We start from the raw sequence: 18,209 nt of genomic DNA, 5'->3' as shown, positions 1-18,209 counted from the left end.
CAGGCGTCCGCCGTTCGTACACGTTCGTACGCGCTGGCCGTGCCGCAGCTACCTGCGCGGCCGGCGTCGCGGCTACCTGGTCCGCTGGCGGGAAAGTTCACCAACTCGCGATGGTGGGTGGACCTGGGACGGGGCCGGTGCCGTCGGGGATCGCCCGCGTAGCCGTTGCCTCGTCCCGAATTCGGTTGGCAAGCACGATGTCTCCCGCCATGCGGTGTGCTTCGGCCAGGGTGTCGAGGCCGGTAGCCAGCCAGGTCGGGGAGCCGACCTGCCGCCACAGCTTGACGGCGGACTCGGCTCGGCGTCGGGCCAGGGTAGGCCGGCCGGCCGCGAGTTGTGCGCCCGCGAGCGCGTTCAGCACAGCGGCCTCACCCCACAGGTTGCCGAACTCACGGTAGGTCCAGAGGCTTCGCGCGAGTAAGCGGCGTCCTTCCGCGTGCTCACCCTGTCGTACCAGAAGGTCTCCGAGCCAACAGGTCGCGTGTGTGGCGGTGAGCCTGTCCCCGAGGTCTTCGCTGATCGATACGGCCTGCCGGAAACAGGTGGCGGCGACCGGATAGTCACGGAGCGATCGGTGAGCCTGGCCCAGGGCCCGCAAGGCTTGCGCTTCGCCGGGGCGGTAGTTGGCGGATCGGCTCAACCGTAGGCATTCCTCGAACCGCTCTCTGGCGGCCTCGACCCGGCCCTGCTCGAGGTCGATGACGCCGATGCCGTTCGTCGCGTAGACGAGGCAGTTGATGTTGCCTGTCGCGCGGGCGAGGGCGGCGGCTTGCTCGAAGTGCCGCACCGCCGTCGCGTACTGGCCGAGCAGCCGGTGGACGTACGCCAGCCCGGCCGTCGCGCTGGCCCGGTAGGCGGGGCCCAGGCCGTCGGCGAGCAGGAGGGCCTGCTCGAAGTGGTACAGAGCCTCCGGGTAGCGGTCGAGGATGGTGGTGAGTTCGCCCAGGCAGCGGTGAAGCTTGGCGGCGCTGCGACGATCACCCGAGTGCAGGGCGGCTTTGAGTGCCCGGCCCTGGAGTCGTTCCCAATCGCCGAAATGGGTGCCGACCTGGAAGAACGTCGTCAACGAAGTGGCCAGCCCGGCGGCGGGCGCGACCTCGGTGGCGTCCAGCGCCTGCTGAACCACAGCGATGAGGAACCTGCGTTCGTCGTTGAACCAGACCACTGGGTCGACGAGAAGCTGATCGGCGTCCGAGGCTGGCAGCCGCCAGGACATCAGTTCTGTCTGCGTGATGCCGTGGAAGTCGGCGCTGAGGATGTTCGCGGCAAGGTCGGCGAGGTACACGCTGACACCGACAAGCCGGCCGAGCGCCGCCGCCCGGATCTCCCGGGAGATCTCCCGTTCCGCCCTCTCCCGACCGAGCAGCCGCACCAGGTCGTGCAGCCGGTAGCGGATACCGGTGGCGCCGATGGGACCGACCTCGGCCAGATGTACCTCGACCAGGTCATCGAGAATGGCCTCCGCGTGGGGCAGGCTGGTGTCCAGCAGCGCGGCCAGCGCCCATCCGGCGAAGTCCGGTCCGGGCAGCAGACTGAGCAGTTGCAGGGACTGCTGTGCCGGTGCGGACATTCCTCGGTAGGTCAGTTCGAGGCTGGCCCGTACGGCAACGTCGCCGACGGCCAACTCGTCGAGTCTGCGCTGCTCGTCGGCGAGCGCTCGGGCGACCTTGGCCAGCGGCCAGTGCGGTCGGGAGGCGAGGCGGGCTCCGGCCACCCACACCGCGAGGGGCAGGCCGCCGCAGGTCTCCACGATGAACCGGGCCGCCTCGGACTCGGCGGTGGTACGGCCCGGCCCCAACATTTCCCGTAGCAACGCGAGCCCCGCCGTGGAGTCCAGGATGTTCAGCGGTAGGCGCCGGCTGCTCAGATCCGCCAGCGTGCTCCGGCTGGTGACAATGGCGGCGCACCGTCTGCCGCTCGGCAGCAGATTGCTGACCTGCCGTGTCGTCAACGCGTTGTCCAGGATGATGAGCATCTCGCGCTGCGCCAGCAGAGTGCGGTAGAGGTGGATCCTGCTGGTCAGGTCAGGGGGCATCGCGCTGCTGCGTACGCCGAGCGCACGTAGGAAAGCTTCCAGGACCGTGAAGGGATCGGCCGGATCGTCACCGAAGCCCTGTAGATCGATGTAGAGCTGGCCATCCGGAAACCGGGGGGCGAGCAGGTGCCCGAGACGTACCGCGAGTGCCGTCTTGCCGACCCCAGCCGGTCCGGTGACCAGCAGGGTCACCGGGGCCGTGGCATCCGGGTCGAGCAGCCGGCGGGCCTCGGCCACCTCGTCGTCCCGCCCTACGAACGGCGACACCACCGGTGGTAGCAGGAATGGGGCGCTCTGCCGTCCGGCTGACCCGTCCAGGCGGTGCCTGACGTGTTCCTCGGAACCCGGCGCTGTGGCGCCAGAGGGCGGCGGTGCACCCGACGGGTCCGGAGCCGGTCCGGGTACGACCCCTACCGCCGCCGGTTGATCGCACAGGACCAGCGCACGGCGTGCGTCGATCCATTCCTGCACTACCGCCGGGTCGCTACCGCACGCCCGCACCAGGGCGGCCACGATTTCCTCGGACGGCAGCGAGAGTCGGTTGAGCGCGCTCGCGACGGTGCTGGCCGGCAACTGATCGCCGGCACGCCGGGCCTTCCGCTCCAGCGTCCGGTACGAGAGCCCGGACGCCGACTTCAGTGCGCGCAGCCGGGCGACGAACTCAGCTGCGGTCCGCACCGCACCAGGAGGTTGCGGTGTCGACACAGACCGAACCTTACCAACGCGTGTCGCTACGGTTCGATGTTCGGCCCGCCCGAACCCGTCTGGCCGGCCGCGAACCGCGGGGTGTGCAACGCCGCTGACACACGCAGTTCGTGAGTCCATCATGGAGCGGATACGGGGGTGTACCGTCGCCGCATGACGGTGCTGCAGGAGTTTGTCGCCGCTCTTTCCAGCGGCCGGATCCAGGTTGTCGACCTCACCGCTCCGCTCTCGGACCAGACCCCGATCCTGGGTCTGCCCGAGCAGTTCGGCCAGACCTGGCCGTTTCAGCTCAGCGAGATCAGCCGGTACGACGACCGTGGTCCGGCCTGGTACTGGAACAACTTCTCCACCGGCGAGCACACCGGCACCCACTTCGACGCCCCGGTGCACTGGGTCACTGGTCAACAGGGCGCCGACGTGTCGCAGGTCCCGGTGAGCCAGTTGATCGCCCCGGCGGTGGTGATCGACCACGCCGCCGACGCCGCCGCCAACCCTGACTTCCTGCTGGAGGTCGAGCACGTCAAGGCGTGGGAGGCGGAACACGGCGCCCTGCCCACCGGCGGCTGGCTGCTCTACCGCACCGGCTGGGACGCGTACGGCGACGACCCGGAACGGTACGCCAACGCCGGACGTACCCCGGGCATCTCCGTGGAGTGCGCCCGCTGGCTGGCCGAGGAGTCGCCGATCCAGGGCGTCGGGGTGGAGACGGTCGGGACCGACGCGGGCGCCGCGCACTCGTTCGATCCGCCGTTCCCGTGCCACTCGTTCCTCCTCGGCCAGGACAAGTACGGCCTGACTCAGCTCCGTAACCTGGCGCAGTTGCCGGCCACCGGCGCGGTGGTGATCGCCGGACCGCTGCCGATCGTCTCCGGGTCCGGCAGCCCGTGTCGGGTCCTCGCGCTTGTCGAACGGTAGGCCGGGCCACCGATGCGGGTAGCCGAGGTGGTCGGGCGGTCCCTCTACGGACACGGCGCACGGCACGTCTTCGGGGTGGTCGGCAGTGGCAACTTCCATGTCACGAACGCGCTCGTCGCGGCCGGTGCCCGGTTCGTGGCGGCGGCCCACGAGGGCGGCGCGGCGAGCATGGCCGACGGGTACGCCCGCACCGCCGGGACCGTGGGACTGCTCTCGGTGCACCAGGGTCCGGGCGTCACCAACGCGCTTACCGGCCTCACCGAGGCCGCGAAGAGCCGTACCCCGATGGTGGTCCTGGCCCCGGAGGCGACCGCGCCGCGGTCGAACTTCTTCATCGACCTGCCGGCGCTCGCCGCCGCGGTCGGGGCCGACTTCCACCGGGTACGCGCGACGCACGCGGCCGAGGACGCGGGCGCGGCGTACCGGGCCGCCGCCCGGGGTGCGACGGTGGTGCTGGGCCTCCCCTTGACGGTGCAGGAAGCCGTGACCGAACCGTGGTCCGGCCCGGTCCCGGCGGCCGCGCCGACCCCGGCCGGCGTCCCGAACGTCGAGCTGTTGCTGGCCGCGCTCCAGGCCGCACGTCGACCGGTCTTCATCGCCGGTCGGGGTGCCCGGGCGGCCCGGGAACCGCTGACCCGGCTCGCCGACGCGTGCGGCGCGCTGCTCGCCGTCTCGGCCGCGGCGAAGGGGCTGTTCGCCGGGAACCCGTGGAACCTCGACGTGGCCGGCGGCTTCGCCACCCCGCTCGCCGCCGAGCTGATCGGCGCGGCGGACCTGGTCGTCGCCTGGGGCAGCACGCTGAACATGTGGACCACCCGGCACGGCGAACTGATCCCGCCCTCCGCCGTCGTCGTCCAGGTCGACCACGACCCGGCCGCGTTCGGAGTGAACCGCCCAGTCGACCTGACCGTGACCGGCGAGGTGACGGCGGTCGCCGAGGCGCTGCTCGCTCGGCTGGGCGTCGGCTCCACCGGGCCCGGGGACGCCGGGACCGGCGGGTGGCGCACGCCGGAGCTGGCACAACGGATCCGCGACCACGGCCGGTGGCGGACAGTCCCGTACCGGGACGAGAGTGCGGCGGCGCGGGCCGGCGCCCCCGCGACGATCGACCCGAGGACGCTCTCGGCCGCCCTGGACGACCTGCTGCCGCCCGACCGGACGGTGGTGGTCGACTCGGGCAACTTCATGGGCTACCCGGCGATGTGGCTCGACGTGCCGGACGTGGCCGGATTCTGTTTCACCCAGGCGTTCCAGTCGGTCGGGCTCGGTCTGGCCAGTGCGCTCGGCGCGGCGGTCGCCCGGCCGGACCGGCTCACCGTCGCCGCGGTCGGCGACGGTGGCTTCGTCATGTCCGCGAGCGAACTGGTCACCGCCGTCCGGCTGGCGCTACCGCTGCTCGTGGTGATCTACGACGACGCGGCGTACGGAGCGGAGGTGCACCACTTCGGCCCGGACGGGCACCCGTTGGAGACGGTCACCTTCCCCGAGACCGACCTGGCCGCGATCGCCCGTGGTTACGGTTGCGACGGGTTGACCGTCCGGACCGTCGACGATCTCGGACCGGTACGCCACTGGCTCGCTGGTCCGCGTACCCGGCCGCTGGTGATCGACGCCAAGGTCAGCGCCGCGCGCGGCTCCTGGTGGCTGGAGGAGGCGTTCCGTGGCCACTAGGCCACCGCGGGCAGGTCAGTCTCCCCGCGCTCCCGGGGTGTCAGCCGGGCAACGCCCCGATCAGGTCGGTGACAGGGCGTCATAGCTGACGTACGTTGGCGCGGTGGCGACTCTTTGGACCCTGGGATGTGATGCCGACGATCCCCAGCGGATCGCTGCTTTCTGGGCGTTGGCCCTCGGCTATGTCAAGGAACCCGGCTTCGACGAGCCCGACAACGCGTCCATCGTCGACCCGGACGGCCAGGGCCCTGCCATCAGCTTCCTCAAGGTCCCCGAGGGCAAGTCCGCCAAGAACCGTATGCACATCGATATCCGGGTGGCCGGGCCGGCCTCCGGGGACATGACCGAGCGCGCCCGGTTGATCCGGCAGAAAGTGCCCGATCTGGTTGCCGCCGGCGCGACAGTGGTCCGCGAGGAGTGGTACGGCGATGTCCTCGGGCACGTCGTCATGCTCGACCCCGAGGGCAACGAGTTCTGCGTCGCGTGATGCCATCGCCACTGCTGCGGCCGGCCGACCGGGCAGCACCGGCGAGACCGTTTGCTGGTGGAGCCGCAGGGTAGTGGGAATCTTATGACTACGCCTGAGCAGAGTCAGCAGGAGAGAGCCCTCGAGACCGGCGCGGTGTATCAGGACGCCGAGGGGCGCCGAACGACGGATCCCGGCTCCGGGGCCGCGAACGCCGACAGCGAGGCCGACCGCAACGCGGAGCACCTGAGGCGGGGCGAGGTTGGGCCGCGCGTCCCGGAGGAGTAGCGGGCAGGGGTGTGTGGAAGCACCTCGGGGGAGCGGTAGGGGGCGAGGCAAAACCCCCAAGGGGGACGAGATGACGCGCTCGCCCGGCTCTGGTCAGCGCTGAGGTTTTCCGGCTGCCCGGTCCGCCAGGGTCTGAGCCACGTCGCGGAGCTTGCGGTTGGAGTCCTGCGACACCTTGGCCAGGATGTTGAACGCTTCGTTCGAGGTGCACCGGCGCTCAGCCATGATGATGCCCTTCGCCTGCTCGATGACCGCGCGGCTGGCCATCGCATCCTGCATCTGGCGGGCGAGGTTCGCGGTGCTCTCGTAGAGTTGGGCGTTGGCCAGGGCGACAGCGGCGTACGCGGCGAAGGTTTCCAGCACGGCGACCGTGTCGTCGTCGAACGCGTGCGGGGTGCGGGCATAGACGTTGAGCGCGCCGACGACCGCCTCCTGGATCGGCATGCCGACCGAGACGGAACTGCCGAGTCCCGCCTTGCGGCCGCGTTCGGCCCAGTCGGGCCAGCGATCCTCCGCCGCGAGGTCGGGCACCGGAAGGATGTCGCCGGCGGTGGCGGCGGCCAGACACGGACCGCTTCCCTGGGCGTACTGTCGCTCGTCCATGTCGAGCGCCAGCTCGTCAGTGAACGCCGCGGTGTGGCCGGTCCCGCCGCGAACCAGCGTGACCGACACCTCGACCGGCACGGGCAGCACTCGTTTGGCCAGTTCCGCGACGCGCAGCAGAACGTCGTCGAGGCTGTTCTCACCGAGCTTGATCCGGCCGAGCTCGGCGAAGGCGTCGGCGGGGTCCGTCGGCGAGTGGGTCATGGCACCAGGTCCTCACGGCCGGCGCGCCCGTCGGGACATGGAAGATCGAGATGGTGTGGGCGCGCGGGTGGCAGCCCGCGTGACGCGGACCGCTGCACGGACCCCCAACCGGGCGGAGCCGGGACCAACGTCGGTTGCTCGACGCCGATTCGTCACATCCGGTACGCGGATGTGAACTACAGGCCCGCCAGAATACCCGGGTTGTCAGGCGGCGACGACGAGCGCCTGGGGCCTGACGGCCACGCGCCGCCCGGGACAGGACCCGAGCGGCGCGCCGCCGACATGGCGGGTGTTGCCTGGTGCGGTACTAGTTGCGCCTGCTCCACTGCTGGTTGGCGCCGCCGTGGCACGCCCAGAGGTGAAGTTGCGTCCCATTGGCCGTGCCGGATGCGACGGCGTCGAGGCACAGCCCCGATTGGGCGCTGGTGATGGTGCCGTTGGAGTTGAGGTTCCACTGTTGGTTGGCTTGACCGTTGCAGTCCCAGGTGAGGACCGCGGTGCCGTTGCTGGTGCCCGCGCCGCTGGCGTCCAGGCACTTGTTGCCGTAGACGGTCAGGGTGCGGTTGGCGGTGTAGGTCCAGCGCTGGTTGGTGCCACCGTGACAGTCCCACAGCTGCGGGCGGGCGCCGTTGGCGGTGCTGGAGTTGGGAATGTCGATGCACCGGCCGGACTGGCTACCCGCGATCAGCACGTTCTGCTGGCCGGGCGGTGGAGTCGTCGGCGGGGGAGTGGTGGGCGGCACGTCCGACCCGAACTGGGTGAAGAACCGCCACACCTCCTGCTTGACCCAGCTGCGCGCGCCGCTCTCACAGCCGGCGCACCCGTCCACCGGGCCCTGCTGGTGGCCGCCGTCGAACGCGGCCCAGAGCACCGGGTATCCGGGCTGGCAGGAGTACGCGGTGGTGATGTGGGTCAGGCTGCCAGCCCTCGGCTCGGGCGGGCTCTGTGCGGCGCATCCGTTGTTGCGGACGAACCTGTCACGCAGTGACCGTCCACTCGGGATGTTGTCGTTGATGCCGTGAATCCCCAGGTACGCCACGGGCTGGGTGCCGCCACTGCATCCGCTGATCGCCCCCGGCGCCGCGATTGCCGCGACCGCCCGGAACACCGTCGGCCGGGAACACGCCAACGAGTAGCTCATCGCGCCGCCGTAGCTGAACCCGACCGAGAAACGTTGGGTGGTGTCGACGCAGAGAGCATTGTCGATCATGCGGATCATGTCGTCGGTGAAGGTGACGTCTTCACCGTTGGAGTTGCCCCAACCGTTGTTGAGGCCCTGCGGGGCGACGAAGATCGTAGTGTTGTTCGACTGCGAGAGCATGCCGTAGTAGGCCCACGCGGCTCCGTCGGAGCCGCCGCCCGCGACCTGGCTGGCGGTGCCGCCCAACCAGTGGAACCCGAAGGCCAGCCGGTGGGCGTAGGTGTTGTTGTAGTTGTCCGGCAGCCGAAGGATGAAGCTGCGGCTCTTTCCGCTGCTCTGGATGGTGTGGGTGCCGCTGTTCAGTCCGGGCGCCTTGCCGCAGCCGGCAGTGGTGGCCGCCGCCGCTGGTGCGACGGTCGTGAGGACGTACATTCCGACGGCGATCAGAACCATGAACGCCATGGCTGCCCCCAGCCAGGGGGCGGAGAGTTTGCGAAGTGGCACGGTTGAGCCTCCTTGTGGGTGGTGGAACATCCGTTGGGCCGGTACCCGTCCCGGGAACCTCGGCGGGCTCAGCTGCGGCTCCATCGTTGGTTGGCCGCGCCGGTGCAGTCCGAGATCTGGACGCGCGTGCCGTTGGCCGTGCCGTTGCCGACCATGTCCAGGCACCGGCCCGAACCAACTCCGGTGATCGAGCCGTCGGTGTTGAGCCGCCACTTCTGGTTGGACTGGCCGTTGCAGTCCCAAATGATCACCGAGCTGCCGTTCGCGGTGGCGGCGCCGTTGACGTCGAGGCACTTGCCGCCGAAGACGCGCAGCTCCTGGGCGGCGGTCGAGGTCCAGCTCTGGTTGCTCTGGCCGTGGCAGTCCCAGATGATCGCGGCCGCGCCGTTGGTCTGCGAGGCGCCGTTGACGTCGAGGCACCGTCCGGAGGACGTGCTGCGCAGGGCCGACGTGCCGCTCGGTGGCGGGGTGGTCGGTGGCGGCGTCGTCGGGTCGGTGCTGCCACCGAACTGGGTGAAGAACCTCCACACCTCGCCCTTGGTCCAGGTCCTGGCTCCGCTGTCCCCGCCGCCGTCCACCGGGCCGGGGGTGTGCCCGCCGTCGAAGGCGGCCCAGACCACCGGATAGCCGGACCGGCAGCCGGAGTAGGTGGTGGTGATGTGGGTCAGGCTGCCCGCCCTCGGCTCGGGTGGGCTCTGTGCGGTGCACCCGTTGTTCCGCACGAACGTGTCGCGCAGGGACCGTCCGGCGGAGACGTTGAGCACCGAGTCCCCGATGCCATGGATCCCCATGTACGCGACCGGCTGGGTGGCGCCGCCGCACCCGCTGAGTTGCCCGCCGGAGTAGACCGCGACAGCGCGGAAGACGCTTGGTCGGGAACAGGCCAGCGAGTAGCTCATGCCGCCGCCGTAGCTGAAGCCGAGCGCGAAACGTTGCGTGGTCTCGACGCAGAGGTCTGCCTCGATCACCCTGATCATGTCGTCGACGAAGGTGACGTCCTGGCCGCCGGGGTTGGCCCAGCCGTTGCCGTTGCCCTGGGGGGCGACGAAGATGGTGCTGTTGTTCGCCTGCTGCCGCAGCCCGTAGTAGGACCAGGCCGCCCCGTCGGACCCACCGCCGTCGACGTCGTTCGCGGTGCCGCCGTTCCAGTGGAATCCGAAGATCAAGCGGTAGGCGTGGTTCCTGTCGTAGTTGTCCGGAATTCTCAGGATGTAACTACGGTTCTGGCCGCTGCTCTGGATGGACCGTTGGCCGCTGGTCAACGTGGGCGCCTTGCCGCACCCGGCGGTCGCTGCGGCCGCTCCGATGTTCGCTGCTGACGCGGTGGTGCTCAAGCCACCCGCCAGTGCCGCCGCGCTCACGGTCACGACGACCGCCGCCGCCGTCGCAAGCAATCCAAGGATGGGTCTACGTCTTGTCATGAAGGGGCTCCCGCCACTCGGCACGGACTTGTTGAAAAGGGGTCCACGGCAACCCGCACGCCGCCACGACGCGCCACCGCCGGTCACCCCCATCGACCACGTTCGCCGCGGACGAACCCCAGAAGACGCGATGTGCCGACGGCGCCCGGCCGGCTCATCGACACAGGTTTCCGCCACTGGTCTCGCCGCCCACGCAGGACCAGTCGGTCGTCGAATCGATGGTGGCCACACCGTGCACCCGAACACCACGTGACCGTTCGCCCAACGGTGCCGGAACACCTGGCTCGGCGTCGAATCGATTCGTTTCGACGCTAGATCGCGCAGTGAAGGATGTCAATGCCGCGTCCGGCAGGTTGCAACCTGGGTGGGCCGGTCAGGCGCTCGTGAGATCTGCCGCGCCGAAGGAGACCGCGAACCGCTTGCACCAGATGGAGACGCTGCGGAAGTCGCCTGGCTCCACCGACGCCGGTAGCTCGTACACCTGGTTGCCCTTGTTGCCCTTGAGCTTCGCCAGCTCGACCCATTCGCCGTCGTCGAACACCCGCCAGCCGGCCGTGCCCCGGATGACCGGTTGGTCGGTCAGCCACACCCGCAGGTCCGGACCGTTCGACGTGTTCAGGTCTCGGATGACGAGCTGGTGGCGCCCGTCGGCGAGCCGGTGGATCTCGGCGCTGCCGGTCGTCCGGTGCTCATGGGTGACGAACTCGCCGGCGGTCAGGATCTCGTTCGCCGCGGGCGTGACCGCCGAGGCCGCGGGGGCCGGGCTCGCGGACGCCGAGACCGGGGCGGCCGAGGTCGTCGCTACGCGGGGAACCGCTTCGTCGACGTAGGTGTCGGTGAACAGTTTCCACGGCTGGAACCAGTAGAGGGCCAGCATCGCCACGACGACAGCACAGGCGAGACCGGCTCGGACCACCGACGACCGGAACATCCGTTTTCCCACCCCCGCAGCGTACGGCCGCGGTCGCCGTCGAACTGTTCGCGAACCCTTTCGGAACTCTTACGACGGTCACCGCTCCGTATCTGCCAGCGCCTGTCCGCACGGGCAGGCTCCCTGGTCCTCCGGCAACGTCTTCACCGCGTCGCCGAGCAGGAGGCGTAGGCGATCGATGTTCTTGGCGAAGACCGTGAACACCTCCTGCTGGGTCACGCCCTGACCAACCTCGACGCCCGAGTCGAGGTCGGTCACCAGGGACAGCGCGGTGTAACACAGTGCCAGTTCGCGGGCCAACACCGCCTCCGGGTGGCCGGTCATGCCGACGATCGACCAGCCCTCCCGGCCGTACCACCGCGATTCGGCACGGGTGGAGAATCGGGGCCCTTCGATGACGACCATGGTTCCGCCGTCGACCGGCTGCCAACCGGCGGATCGGGCGGCGTCGAGGACCGTGGCTCGTCCGACCGGACAGTAGGGGTCGGCGAAGGGCACGTGAACGACCTGGGAGGGTTTCCCGTCCGCGCGTGGCTGTCCGTCGTAGTAGGTCTGCTCCCGGCCGCTGGTCCGGTCCACCAGTTGGTCCGGTACGACGAGGGTCCCCGGGCCCAGCTCCGGTCGCAGGCCACCCACGGCGCCCGGTGCGAGCACCTGGCGGACGCCGAGTGCTCGCAGCGCCCAGAGGTTGGCCCGGTAGTTGATGCGGTGTGGGGGGAGGGTGTGCCGGCGTCCGTGGCGGGGCAGGAACACCACCGGCCGCCCGGCGAGACTCCCGACGGACAGCGCGTCGCTCGGCGGTCCGTACGGTGTGTCGACGGTGGCCTCGGCGACGTCGTCGAGGAACTCGTAGAAGCCCGATCCGCCGATCACGCCGATCGGCGGGCGATCGGTCGTGCTGATGCCTCCTGCTGACATGGGTACCTCTCCTGGGCGTCGAGTGGAGAACGGGTGGGGCCGACTCAGGGACGGTCGGTTCGGCGGTTCGCGACGCGCCGGTCGACAGTGGTGGCGACGACCAGGACGATCACGATCGCGGCCCAGAGGACAGTCAGCCCGACAGTGAGCCCCAGCGGGTAGTTGCGGTCCGGTAGGCCCGGGTTGGCAGGTGCCGAGGGCGGTCGCCACAGCAGGGGCACCGCGATCAGCAGCAACGTGACGCTGGCCAGCAGACCCGCGGTGATCCAGGCCAGGCGCAACCGGTTCGTCACCAGCCGACCCAGCACCAGCCCGACCAGTCCGACCAGCGGTGCCACCAGGACGTCGTGCAGCACCGGGCCGCCGATCAGCCACGGGAGGGCGGTGCCGAGCTGGGGGAGGAGCAACCAACCGCCGTACGCGGTGGCCGAAGCACCGACCACGAACAGGAGCAGCCGGACGGCTCTCACCGCAGCACCTCCAGCCGGGCCACCCACTTCGTCTGGAGGACGCCCGGCCGGCTCGGCGCGATGAGCCGGCAGGGGTATCCGTGGTCGGGCGACAGCTGCTCGCCGTTGATCCGCAGGGCGAGCAGGGTCAGCGGGTCGCGGGCATGGGCCGCAGGCAGAGTGCTCGCCGCGTACAGGCCGTCGGTCTCCAGAGAGGTGATCCGAACCGGTCGGCCGGTCGGTGCGCCAGCCCAGCGAAGCAGCTCGACGACGGGCACGCCGGTCCAGTCGGCCGAGACGCTCCAGCCCTCGACGCAGGCGATCGGCAGCTCTGCCGTGCGGTGTGGCAGGGCCGCGAGTTCGGCCAGGGACAGCGTCTTTCGCCCGCCCGGCCAGACAATCTCCAGTCGCCAGTCCGGGGGAACGGCGATGCGCGCGGCAGCCGCCGTACGGTTGATCGGTACGCCCTGCGGCCCGGACGCGGACCGCCACGCCAGCGGCGACACCCGACGCAGCCACGGCACGGTGACCCCGGCGGTGGCCAGCACGGCGATGCCGGCGACGCCCGCCGAGGTACGCAGGAACGCGCGTCGCTCGGACGAGTCTCGATCGTCAGGCCCCGGTGCCCCAGCCGGCACTGCCCTGCGGCGCCGCAGTGGCGTGCTCAGCGCCGTGCGGGCGACCGGGAGCTTCACCGCGACGTGCAGCAGCATCGCGCCCGCCACCAGCCAGGCGACCGCATAGTGCGCCGTCGGGAAGAAGAATCCCCACGGGTACGACTGGGCGACGTTGAACAGGCCCGTGACCAGTTCGAAGAACGCGGCGCAGACCAGTACCAGGACGGAGATCCGCTCGAGGGCGTGGGCGGACAGCCGGATCGGGTGGCGCACTGGCGGACGGACAAACAGCCGGGGGTAGACGCTCCACAGCTTGGCCAGCAGCAACGGGATCGCCGCGACACCGGAGAGCACGTGAACGCCCTGGGTGACCCGGTACAGGTTCACCGGTCGGGTCGGCCAGGTGAACCAGCCCGGCGGGTGCTGGATGTAGTGGCTGAGCAGTCCGGTGGCGAAACACAGCCCGAACGCCACCCCGAGCCAGAGGCCGAGCCGGGCGGTGACCAGCGGTGAGTGCGAGGGCGCGGTGAAGTCCTCGGGGGCGGGGATGCGTGGCCGGCGGATCATGAGCGCGCCAACTCGGCGAACCAGCGCGTACCGAACCGGAAACGGTCGGAGACCCGCAGGCCGGCAGTGGCGGCGGCACGGGCCACCGCCTCCGCCCCGACCCGCGCCCATCGGAACGCCGGCCCCCGCAGTTCCCGATCGCCGGACGATCCGGACAGGACGTACGCCTGTCCCTGCCACAGCCCGGCCCCCGGGGGTTCCACCTCGACCACCAGCGTCCCGTCGGCCGCGATCAGGGCGCCGCACCGGCGCAGCAGTCGGACCGGGTCGCCGCCGATGCCGATGTTGCCGTCGATGAGCAGCGCGTGCGCCCATCTCCCCTCGCCGGGGAGTGGTTCGAAGACGTCCCGTCGCAGGGCGACCACCCCCCGGCCCTGGGTCAGACGTACCGCCTCGGCGGAGATGTCCACCCCCAGTGCGACGAGGCCGCGCTGGGCGAGCGCCCTGGTCAGCCGGCCGGGGCCGCAGCCGAGATCGATCGTGGGCCCGGCGCAGCGTGCGGCGACGGACTCGATCGCCGGTTCGGGCGGGCCGTGCCAGCGCCGTACCGGCAAGAGGTCACGTCGCCCGTCGGTGTGCACCAACCAATGGTCGGGTTCGGCCGCAGGCCTCGGGCCGACCGGCGTGCCGCAGGCGTCATGGTCGGCGGACCACCCGCCGAGTCTGCCCAGCACCACATCGAAACCGTCGAGACTGATCGTCGAATTCACCGGGGGCGTCCGCTCAGCAGATGGCCGCCCACCGATGCGACGGCGTCCGCGAACCGGGTGCCGGGTAGGTCGGCCGCGACCGCCAGCGCCGTCGACCAGTCGTCGACATCCCGCTGCACGGGCAGGATCGCCGGGCGTACGCCGTGCTCGCGGAGAGCGGCGAGGGTGCGGCGACCGGTGTCGTCGGTCGACATGGGCACATCGCGCAACGCGCTCGCGTACCTCGGATCGCGGAACCCGAGTGCCCACCAACCGCCGTCGAGCGCCGGTCCGAACACCGCCTCGTGTTCGGCGAGCCGCTCCAGCGCGGTGGTGAGCAGGGCCGGCCGGATCTGCGGGGTGTCCATGCCGATCTGGAGCACCGGCCGGCCGGGAAACGCCTCAGCGGTGTCGGCGTGGGCGTTCGCGAGGCGGTCGGCGAACGTGTCCCCGCGCTGCGGAAGCAGGTGCCAACCGGCCAACGCGGCGGTCAATTCCGCGCCGTACTCGGCATCGGCGAACAGACCGGTATGGGCCAACACGGGAATGGTCGAGGCGGTGGCGCGCACCGCCGCGAGGGTGTCCAACAGCGACGCCGCCGCGATCCGGGCCGCCTGGGTGGGATCAGCGGGCGGGCAGAGGCGGGTCTTGGCCAGCCCGGGGACCGGTGCCTTCGCGACCAGGAGCAGGACGTTCACCGGCCACCACCGGCGTCGGCGCGCAGCACGCCGGCGAAGTCCCGGGTCGCCCGCAGCGTGCCCCGGACCGACCCGGAGACCTTCGAGCTGGTGCCGGCGGCCCGGGGCGCGTACGCGACGTCCAGTTCGAGAATCCGCCAGCCCGCTCCGGCCGCGCGGAGCAGCAGCTCCAGGGGGTAGCCGAACGCGCGGTCGTTGACACCGAGGCCCAGCAGCGCCGCCCGGCGGGCCACCCGGATCGGGCTGATGTCGTACACCGGCGCACCCCGACGCCGCAGCAGGGCGGCGACCAGGGCGTTCCCGGTGCGGGCATGCCACGGCCAGGCATCCGCCGAGACCGGCCGACGTCGGCCGACGGCGAGATCAGCCCGACCGTCGAGCACCGCCGCGACGAGCCTGGGCAACTCGGCCGGGTTGAACGAGCCGTCCGCGTCGAGCACGCAGACCAGGTCGGCGTCCGCTGCCAGCAGGCCGGCGTGCACGGCCGCGCCGTACCCGCGTCGCGGCTCGTGGACGACCCGGGCCCCGTACTCGGCCGCGACGACCGGTGAACCATCGGTGGAGCCGTTGTCGACCACGATGGCGCGGTAGCCGGGCGGCAGCCCGCTCAGTACGGCAGGCAGTGCGGCCGCCTCGTCCAGACACGGCAGCACCACGTCGATCGTTGTGTGCATACCGGCGACGCTAGGCCCGCCACTGGCCGTCAGGACTGCTGTTCGTCCTTACGAATCGCTTACACGGCAACGGATCTTACGACTCGCTGACGTCTCACCGTCTGGCCGTCGAATCCCTGGTCGGAGGTCGTAGCGTCGGCCGTCACCATGACCAAGATGACCCGGCCGGGACGACCCCGGTCCGCCGACCTGATCGTCCTCGGAGCCGAGGTGGCCCTGCTCGGCGTTGCCGTCGCCGTCGGCGCCCTGCTCAACCGTCAGGGCGTCCGGCTGCACGCCGACGCGGCGCCGCTCTACGCGAGTTGGCGGCCGCATCTGGGGCCCGGCACCCCCGCCGCGCTGCTCGTCGCGGCGCTGTTCGTCTGGCGGGGCGCACGCTGGGCAACCGACACGTCGTGGCCGCGGCTGCTGGCGGTCGGCTATCTCGCCTCGCTGCTCTGGACGCTGTCGCTGGCCCTGGTCGACGGTTGGTCCGCGGGGTTGACCGAGCGGCTCACCGTGCAGGCCGAGTACCTGCACGAGGTGCCCCGGGTGACGGACGTCGGCATCATGCTGTCCGGCTACGCCGACCGGATTCTCGACTTCCAGCCCGATTCGTGGTCCACCCACGCCGCCGCTCACCCGCCGGGAGCGTTGCTCTTCTTCGTCTGGCTGGAGCGGATCGGACTGGGCGGCGGGACCGCCGCCGGGCTCGCCTGCGTGTTGATCGGCGCCACGGTGTCGGTGTCGGTTCCGGCGACGTTGCGAGCACTCGGCGCCGAGGACGCGGCCCGGGCGGTGTGGCCGTTCCTGGTGCTCTTCCCGGGGGCGGTCTGGGTGGGCGCGTCCGCGGACGGGATCTTCGCCGCGGTGGTCGCGGCCGGGCTGGCGCTGCTGGCGGTGGGTGGCAGACCAGGGGCAGCGCTGGGCGGGTTGCTCCTCGGCTTCGCGCTCTACCTGTCGTACGGGTTCGTCCTGGTCGGGTTGCTCGCGTTGACAGTGGTGTTGCTCCGGGCGCGGAACCGCCTCGGCGTGCTCCTGGTCGCGGCGACGGCGGTCGCGGCGGTCGTCGCCGTGTTCACCCTCGCCGGCTTCTGGTGGCTGGACGGCTACCACCTGGTGGCACGTCGTTACTACCAGGGCTGGGCGGCGGATCGTCCGTACGGTTTCTGGGTCTGGGCGAATCTCGCCGCCCTGCTGCTCTCGGCCGGCCCGGTGGTCGGGCCGGCGCTGCGACGGGCGGTGGCCGCCGCGTCGATCCGGGCACCGCAACCACCGCTCGCGGCAACCGTCCGGCAGCGGATCGCCAGCGCCGGGCCCACTGTGTGGTTGCCCGTCGCGGCGACGGCGGCCGTGCTCGCGGCGGACCTGTCCGGGCTCAGCAAGGCCGAGGTCGAGCGGATCTGGCTACCGTTCGCCGTCTGGCTGCTGGCCGCCACCGCGCACCTGCCACACGGTCACCGACGGTGGTGGTTGGCCGCCCAGGCCGCCACGGCCCTCGCCGTCAATCACCTACTGTGGACGGTGTCGTGACCGATGCCGGATCCCGCATCACCGCGGTGGTGAAGTCGGCGATGCCAGCGGCGAAGCCGACTCGGGCGGTGAAACCAAGCACCCGGGCGGCGCGCGCCGGATCGGCCACGACGTGCCGTACGTCCGCCGCCCGACCGCCCCCGACCGTGATCGGCGACGGCCCGCCCATCGCCGACGCCAGCTCGTGGGCCAACTCACCGACGGTGTGCGGCTCGCCCGAGCAGACGTTGACCGGGGTCAGGGGATCCGGTGCCGGTGTCGTGAGGGCCAGCAGGTTGGCCGCGGCCACGTCGGTCACGTGCACGAAGTCGCGCCGTTGCCGGCCGTCCTCCAGCACCCTGGGCGGTCGTCCGGCGGCCAGGGCCGACCGGAAGATCGACGCGACTCCAGAATACGGGGTGTCACGAGGCATTCGCGGACCGTAGACGTTGTGATACCGCAGAGCCCACACCGATCCGCCGGTCTGCCGCGCCCAGGCGCCGGCGAGGTGTTCCTGCGCCAACTTCGTGGCGGCGTACGTGCTGTGCGGCTCCAGCGGCGCGTCCTCGGGCACGAGACCGGGGGAGAGCGTCTGGTCGCAGCGAGGGCAGGTCGGCTCGTACTGGCCCTCGGTCAGGTCGACGGCCCGGCGGCCGGCAGGCCGGACGATCCCGTGGGTGGGGCAGTGGTAGCGGCCCTCGCCGTAGACCACCATCGAGCTGGCCAGCACCAATCGGCGCACCCCGGTGGCGTGCATCGCCGCGAGGACGGTGGCCGTGCCGAGGTCGTTGTGCGCGGCGTACCGGGGGGCGTCGGCCGGGTCGATGCCATGGCCGACCATTGCTGCCTGATGGCAGACCGCGTCGACCCCGGCCAGTAGCCGGGTCAGCAGCTCGCTGTCCCGGACGTCACCGACCACCAGGTCGTGCCGCTCGGTCCAGGGCGGCGCTGTCGCACCGTGCGCCTCCGGCAGGAGCGCGTCCACGGCCACCACCTCGTGCCCGTCGTCGGCGAGCAGGTCGGCGACGTGTGAGCCGATGAACCCGGCCGCACCGGTGACAAGGATCCGCATTCCGGTCACCGTATGACCTCCCGTACGCCCGCGCGGGTTCGCACACGCAGCCGTAAGAACCTCGCAAGGTTTTGCCGGGGCTGGCGGACCCCGGTGCGTGGCTACGCTGGGCCGATGGACATCTGGGGGAGACGTTGACGGGGCGGAACG

Annotated in this window: 16 protein-coding genes; 4 read left to right on the top strand and 12 right to left on the bottom strand. The window is 71.1% G+C overall.

Going from position 1 to position 18,209, the window contains the following annotated elements:
• Positions 1-97: 97 nt before the first annotated feature.
• Positions 98-2,713 (bottom strand): tetratricopeptide repeat protein, encoded by a 2,616-nt coding sequence (locus ACQRWP_RS15575; RefSeq protein WP_430502952.1) that lies wholly within the window; start codon positions 2,711-2,713, stop codon positions 98-100.
• Positions 2,714-2,893: 180 nt separating this feature from the next.
• Between ACQRWP_RS15575 and ACQRWP_RS15570 the strand changes: the two genes are divergently transcribed.
• From ACQRWP_RS15570 to ACQRWP_RS15560, 3 genes are all read left to right on the top strand, one after another.
• Entirely contained in the window at positions 2,894-3,655 is a 762-nt protein-coding gene (locus tag ACQRWP_RS15570; protein ID WP_430502951.1) for a cyclase family protein, read from the top strand.
• Between the two features lie 12 nt (positions 3,656-3,667).
• Positions 3,668-5,326: a thiamine pyrophosphate-binding protein gene (locus ACQRWP_RS15565; RefSeq protein WP_430502950.1), complete on the top strand. Its 1,659-nt coding sequence runs from the start codon at positions 3,668-3,670 to the stop codon at positions 5,324-5,326.
• Positions 5,327-5,429: 103 nt separating this feature from the next.
• Positions 5,430-5,813, top strand: a complete 384-nt coding sequence (locus ACQRWP_RS15560; RefSeq protein ID WP_430502949.1) for a VOC family protein — start codon at positions 5,430-5,432, stop codon at positions 5,811-5,813.
• A gap of 360 nt (positions 5,814-6,173) precedes the next feature.
• Here the strand turns inward: ACQRWP_RS15560 and ACQRWP_RS15555 are convergent, their stop codons facing one another.
• From ACQRWP_RS15555 to ACQRWP_RS15510, 10 genes are all read right to left on the bottom strand, one after another.
• The gene (locus ACQRWP_RS15555; protein ID WP_430502948.1) at positions 6,174-6,887 is read right to left on the bottom strand and encodes a GAF and ANTAR domain-containing protein; all 714 of its coding nucleotides are present in this window, start codon (positions 6,885-6,887) and stop codon (positions 6,174-6,176) included.
• A 307-nt stretch (positions 6,888-7,194) separates the two neighbouring features.
• On the bottom strand, positions 7,195-8,481 hold the full coding sequence (locus tag ACQRWP_RS15550; protein ID WP_430503206.1) for a ricin-type beta-trefoil lectin domain protein: 1,287 nt from the start codon (positions 8,479-8,481) through the stop codon (positions 7,195-7,197).
• 119 nt (positions 8,482-8,600) lie between these two features.
• On the bottom strand, positions 8,601-9,953 hold the full coding sequence (locus tag ACQRWP_RS15545; protein WP_430502947.1) for a ricin-type beta-trefoil lectin domain protein: 1,353 nt from the start codon (positions 9,951-9,953) through the stop codon (positions 8,601-8,603).
• Between the two features lie 373 nt (positions 9,954-10,326).
• Positions 10,327-10,896 (bottom strand): DM13 domain-containing protein, encoded by a 570-nt coding sequence (locus tag ACQRWP_RS15540; protein WP_430502946.1) that lies wholly within the window; start codon positions 10,894-10,896, stop codon positions 10,327-10,329.
• Between the two features lie 66 nt (positions 10,897-10,962).
• Positions 10,963-11,802, bottom strand: coding sequence for an S-methyl-5'-thioadenosine phosphorylase (locus tag ACQRWP_RS15535; RefSeq protein ID WP_430502945.1), 840 nt, complete (start codon positions 11,800-11,802; stop codon positions 10,963-10,965).
• A 44-nt stretch (positions 11,803-11,846) separates the two neighbouring features.
• Positions 11,847-12,272 carry a hypothetical protein gene (locus tag ACQRWP_RS15530; protein ID WP_430502944.1) on the bottom strand — a complete coding sequence of 142 codons (426 nt, stop codon included), beginning with the start codon at positions 12,270-12,272 and terminating at the stop codon, positions 11,847-11,849.
• Positions 12,269-13,435 (bottom strand): molybdopterin-dependent oxidoreductase, encoded by a 1,167-nt coding sequence (locus ACQRWP_RS15525; protein ID WP_430502943.1) that lies wholly within the window; start codon positions 13,433-13,435, stop codon positions 12,269-12,271. Before ACQRWP_RS15525 ends, ACQRWP_RS15530 begins: the two co-directional genes overlap by 4 nt.
• Positions 13,432-14,145 (bottom strand): class I SAM-dependent methyltransferase, encoded by a 714-nt coding sequence (locus tag ACQRWP_RS15520; RefSeq protein ID WP_430502942.1) that lies wholly within the window; start codon positions 14,143-14,145, stop codon positions 13,432-13,434. The genes ACQRWP_RS15525 and ACQRWP_RS15520 overlap by 4 nt, the downstream gene beginning before the upstream one ends.
• Positions 14,142-14,822, bottom strand: a complete 681-nt coding sequence (locus tag ACQRWP_RS15515) for a TIGR04282 family arsenosugar biosynthesis glycosyltransferase (protein WP_430502941.1) — start codon at positions 14,820-14,822, stop codon at positions 14,142-14,144. Before ACQRWP_RS15515 ends, ACQRWP_RS15520 begins: the two co-directional genes overlap by 4 nt.
• Positions 14,819-15,496 (bottom strand): glycosyltransferase family 2 protein, encoded by a 678-nt coding sequence (locus ACQRWP_RS15510; RefSeq protein ID WP_430502940.1) that lies wholly within the window; start codon positions 15,494-15,496, stop codon positions 14,819-14,821. The genes ACQRWP_RS15515 and ACQRWP_RS15510 overlap by 4 nt, the downstream gene beginning before the upstream one ends.
• A 147-nt stretch (positions 15,497-15,643) precedes the next feature.
• On the opposite strand from ACQRWP_RS15510, the gene ACQRWP_RS15505 reads away from it, so the two are divergent.
• Positions 15,644-17,008: a hypothetical protein gene (locus ACQRWP_RS15505; protein ID WP_430502939.1), complete on the top strand. Its 1,365-nt coding sequence runs from the start codon at positions 15,644-15,646 to the stop codon at positions 17,006-17,008.
• On the opposite strand, the gene ACQRWP_RS15500 is transcribed toward ACQRWP_RS15505, so the two are convergent.
• Positions 16,980-18,059 (bottom strand): NAD-dependent epimerase/dehydratase family protein, encoded by a 1,080-nt coding sequence (locus ACQRWP_RS15500; RefSeq protein WP_430502938.1) that lies wholly within the window; start codon positions 18,057-18,059, stop codon positions 16,980-16,982. The two genes, ACQRWP_RS15505 and ACQRWP_RS15500, sit on opposite strands and share 29 nt — an antisense overlap.
• Positions 18,060-18,209 lie beyond the last annotated feature (150 nt).

Origin of the sequence: Micromonospora trifolii, assembly GCF_050516465.1 — a bacterium.
Lineage (GTDB): Bacteria > Actinomycetota > Actinomycetes > Mycobacteriales > Micromonosporaceae > Micromonospora > Micromonospora trifolii.
The sequence above is the reverse complement of the archived record's forward strand: the minus strand, read 5'-3'. Positions and strand labels throughout refer to the sequence as shown.

Coding starts and splice junctions, on each gene's coding strand:
- ACQRWP_RS15570 (WP_430502951.1), top strand. CDS start 2,894: ATGACGGTGCTGCAGGAGTTTGTCGCCGCTCTTTCCAGCGGCCGGATC.
- ACQRWP_RS15565 (WP_430502950.1), top strand. CDS start 3,668: ATGCGGGTAGCCGAGGTGGTCGGGCGGTCCCTCTACGGACACGGCGCA.
- ACQRWP_RS15555 (WP_430502948.1), bottom strand. CDS start 6,887: ATGACCCACTCGCCGACGGACCCCGCCGACGCCTTCGCCGAGCTCGGC.
- ACQRWP_RS15550 (WP_430503206.1), bottom strand. CDS start 8,481: ATGGTTCTGATCGCCGTCGGAATGTACGTCCTCACGACCGTCGCACCA.
- ACQRWP_RS15545 (WP_430502947.1), bottom strand. CDS start 9,953: ATGACAAGACGTAGACCCATCCTTGGATTGCTTGCGACGGCGGCGGCG.
- ACQRWP_RS15535 (WP_430502945.1), bottom strand. CDS start 11,802: ATGTCAGCAGGAGGCATCAGCACGACCGATCGCCCGCCGATCGGCGTG.
- ACQRWP_RS15525 (WP_430502943.1), bottom strand. CDS start 13,435: ATGATCCGCCGGCCACGCATCCCCGCCCCCGAGGACTTCACCGCGCCC.
- ACQRWP_RS15510 (WP_430502940.1), bottom strand. CDS start 15,496: ATGCACACAACGATCGACGTGGTGCTGCCGTGTCTGGACGAGGCGGCC.
- ACQRWP_RS15505 (WP_430502939.1), top strand. CDS start 15,644: ATGACCAAGATGACCCGGCCGGGACGACCCCGGTCCGCCGACCTGATC.
- ACQRWP_RS15500 (WP_430502938.1), bottom strand. CDS start 18,059: ATGCGGATCCTTGTCACCGGTGCGGCCGGGTTCATCGGCTCACACGTC.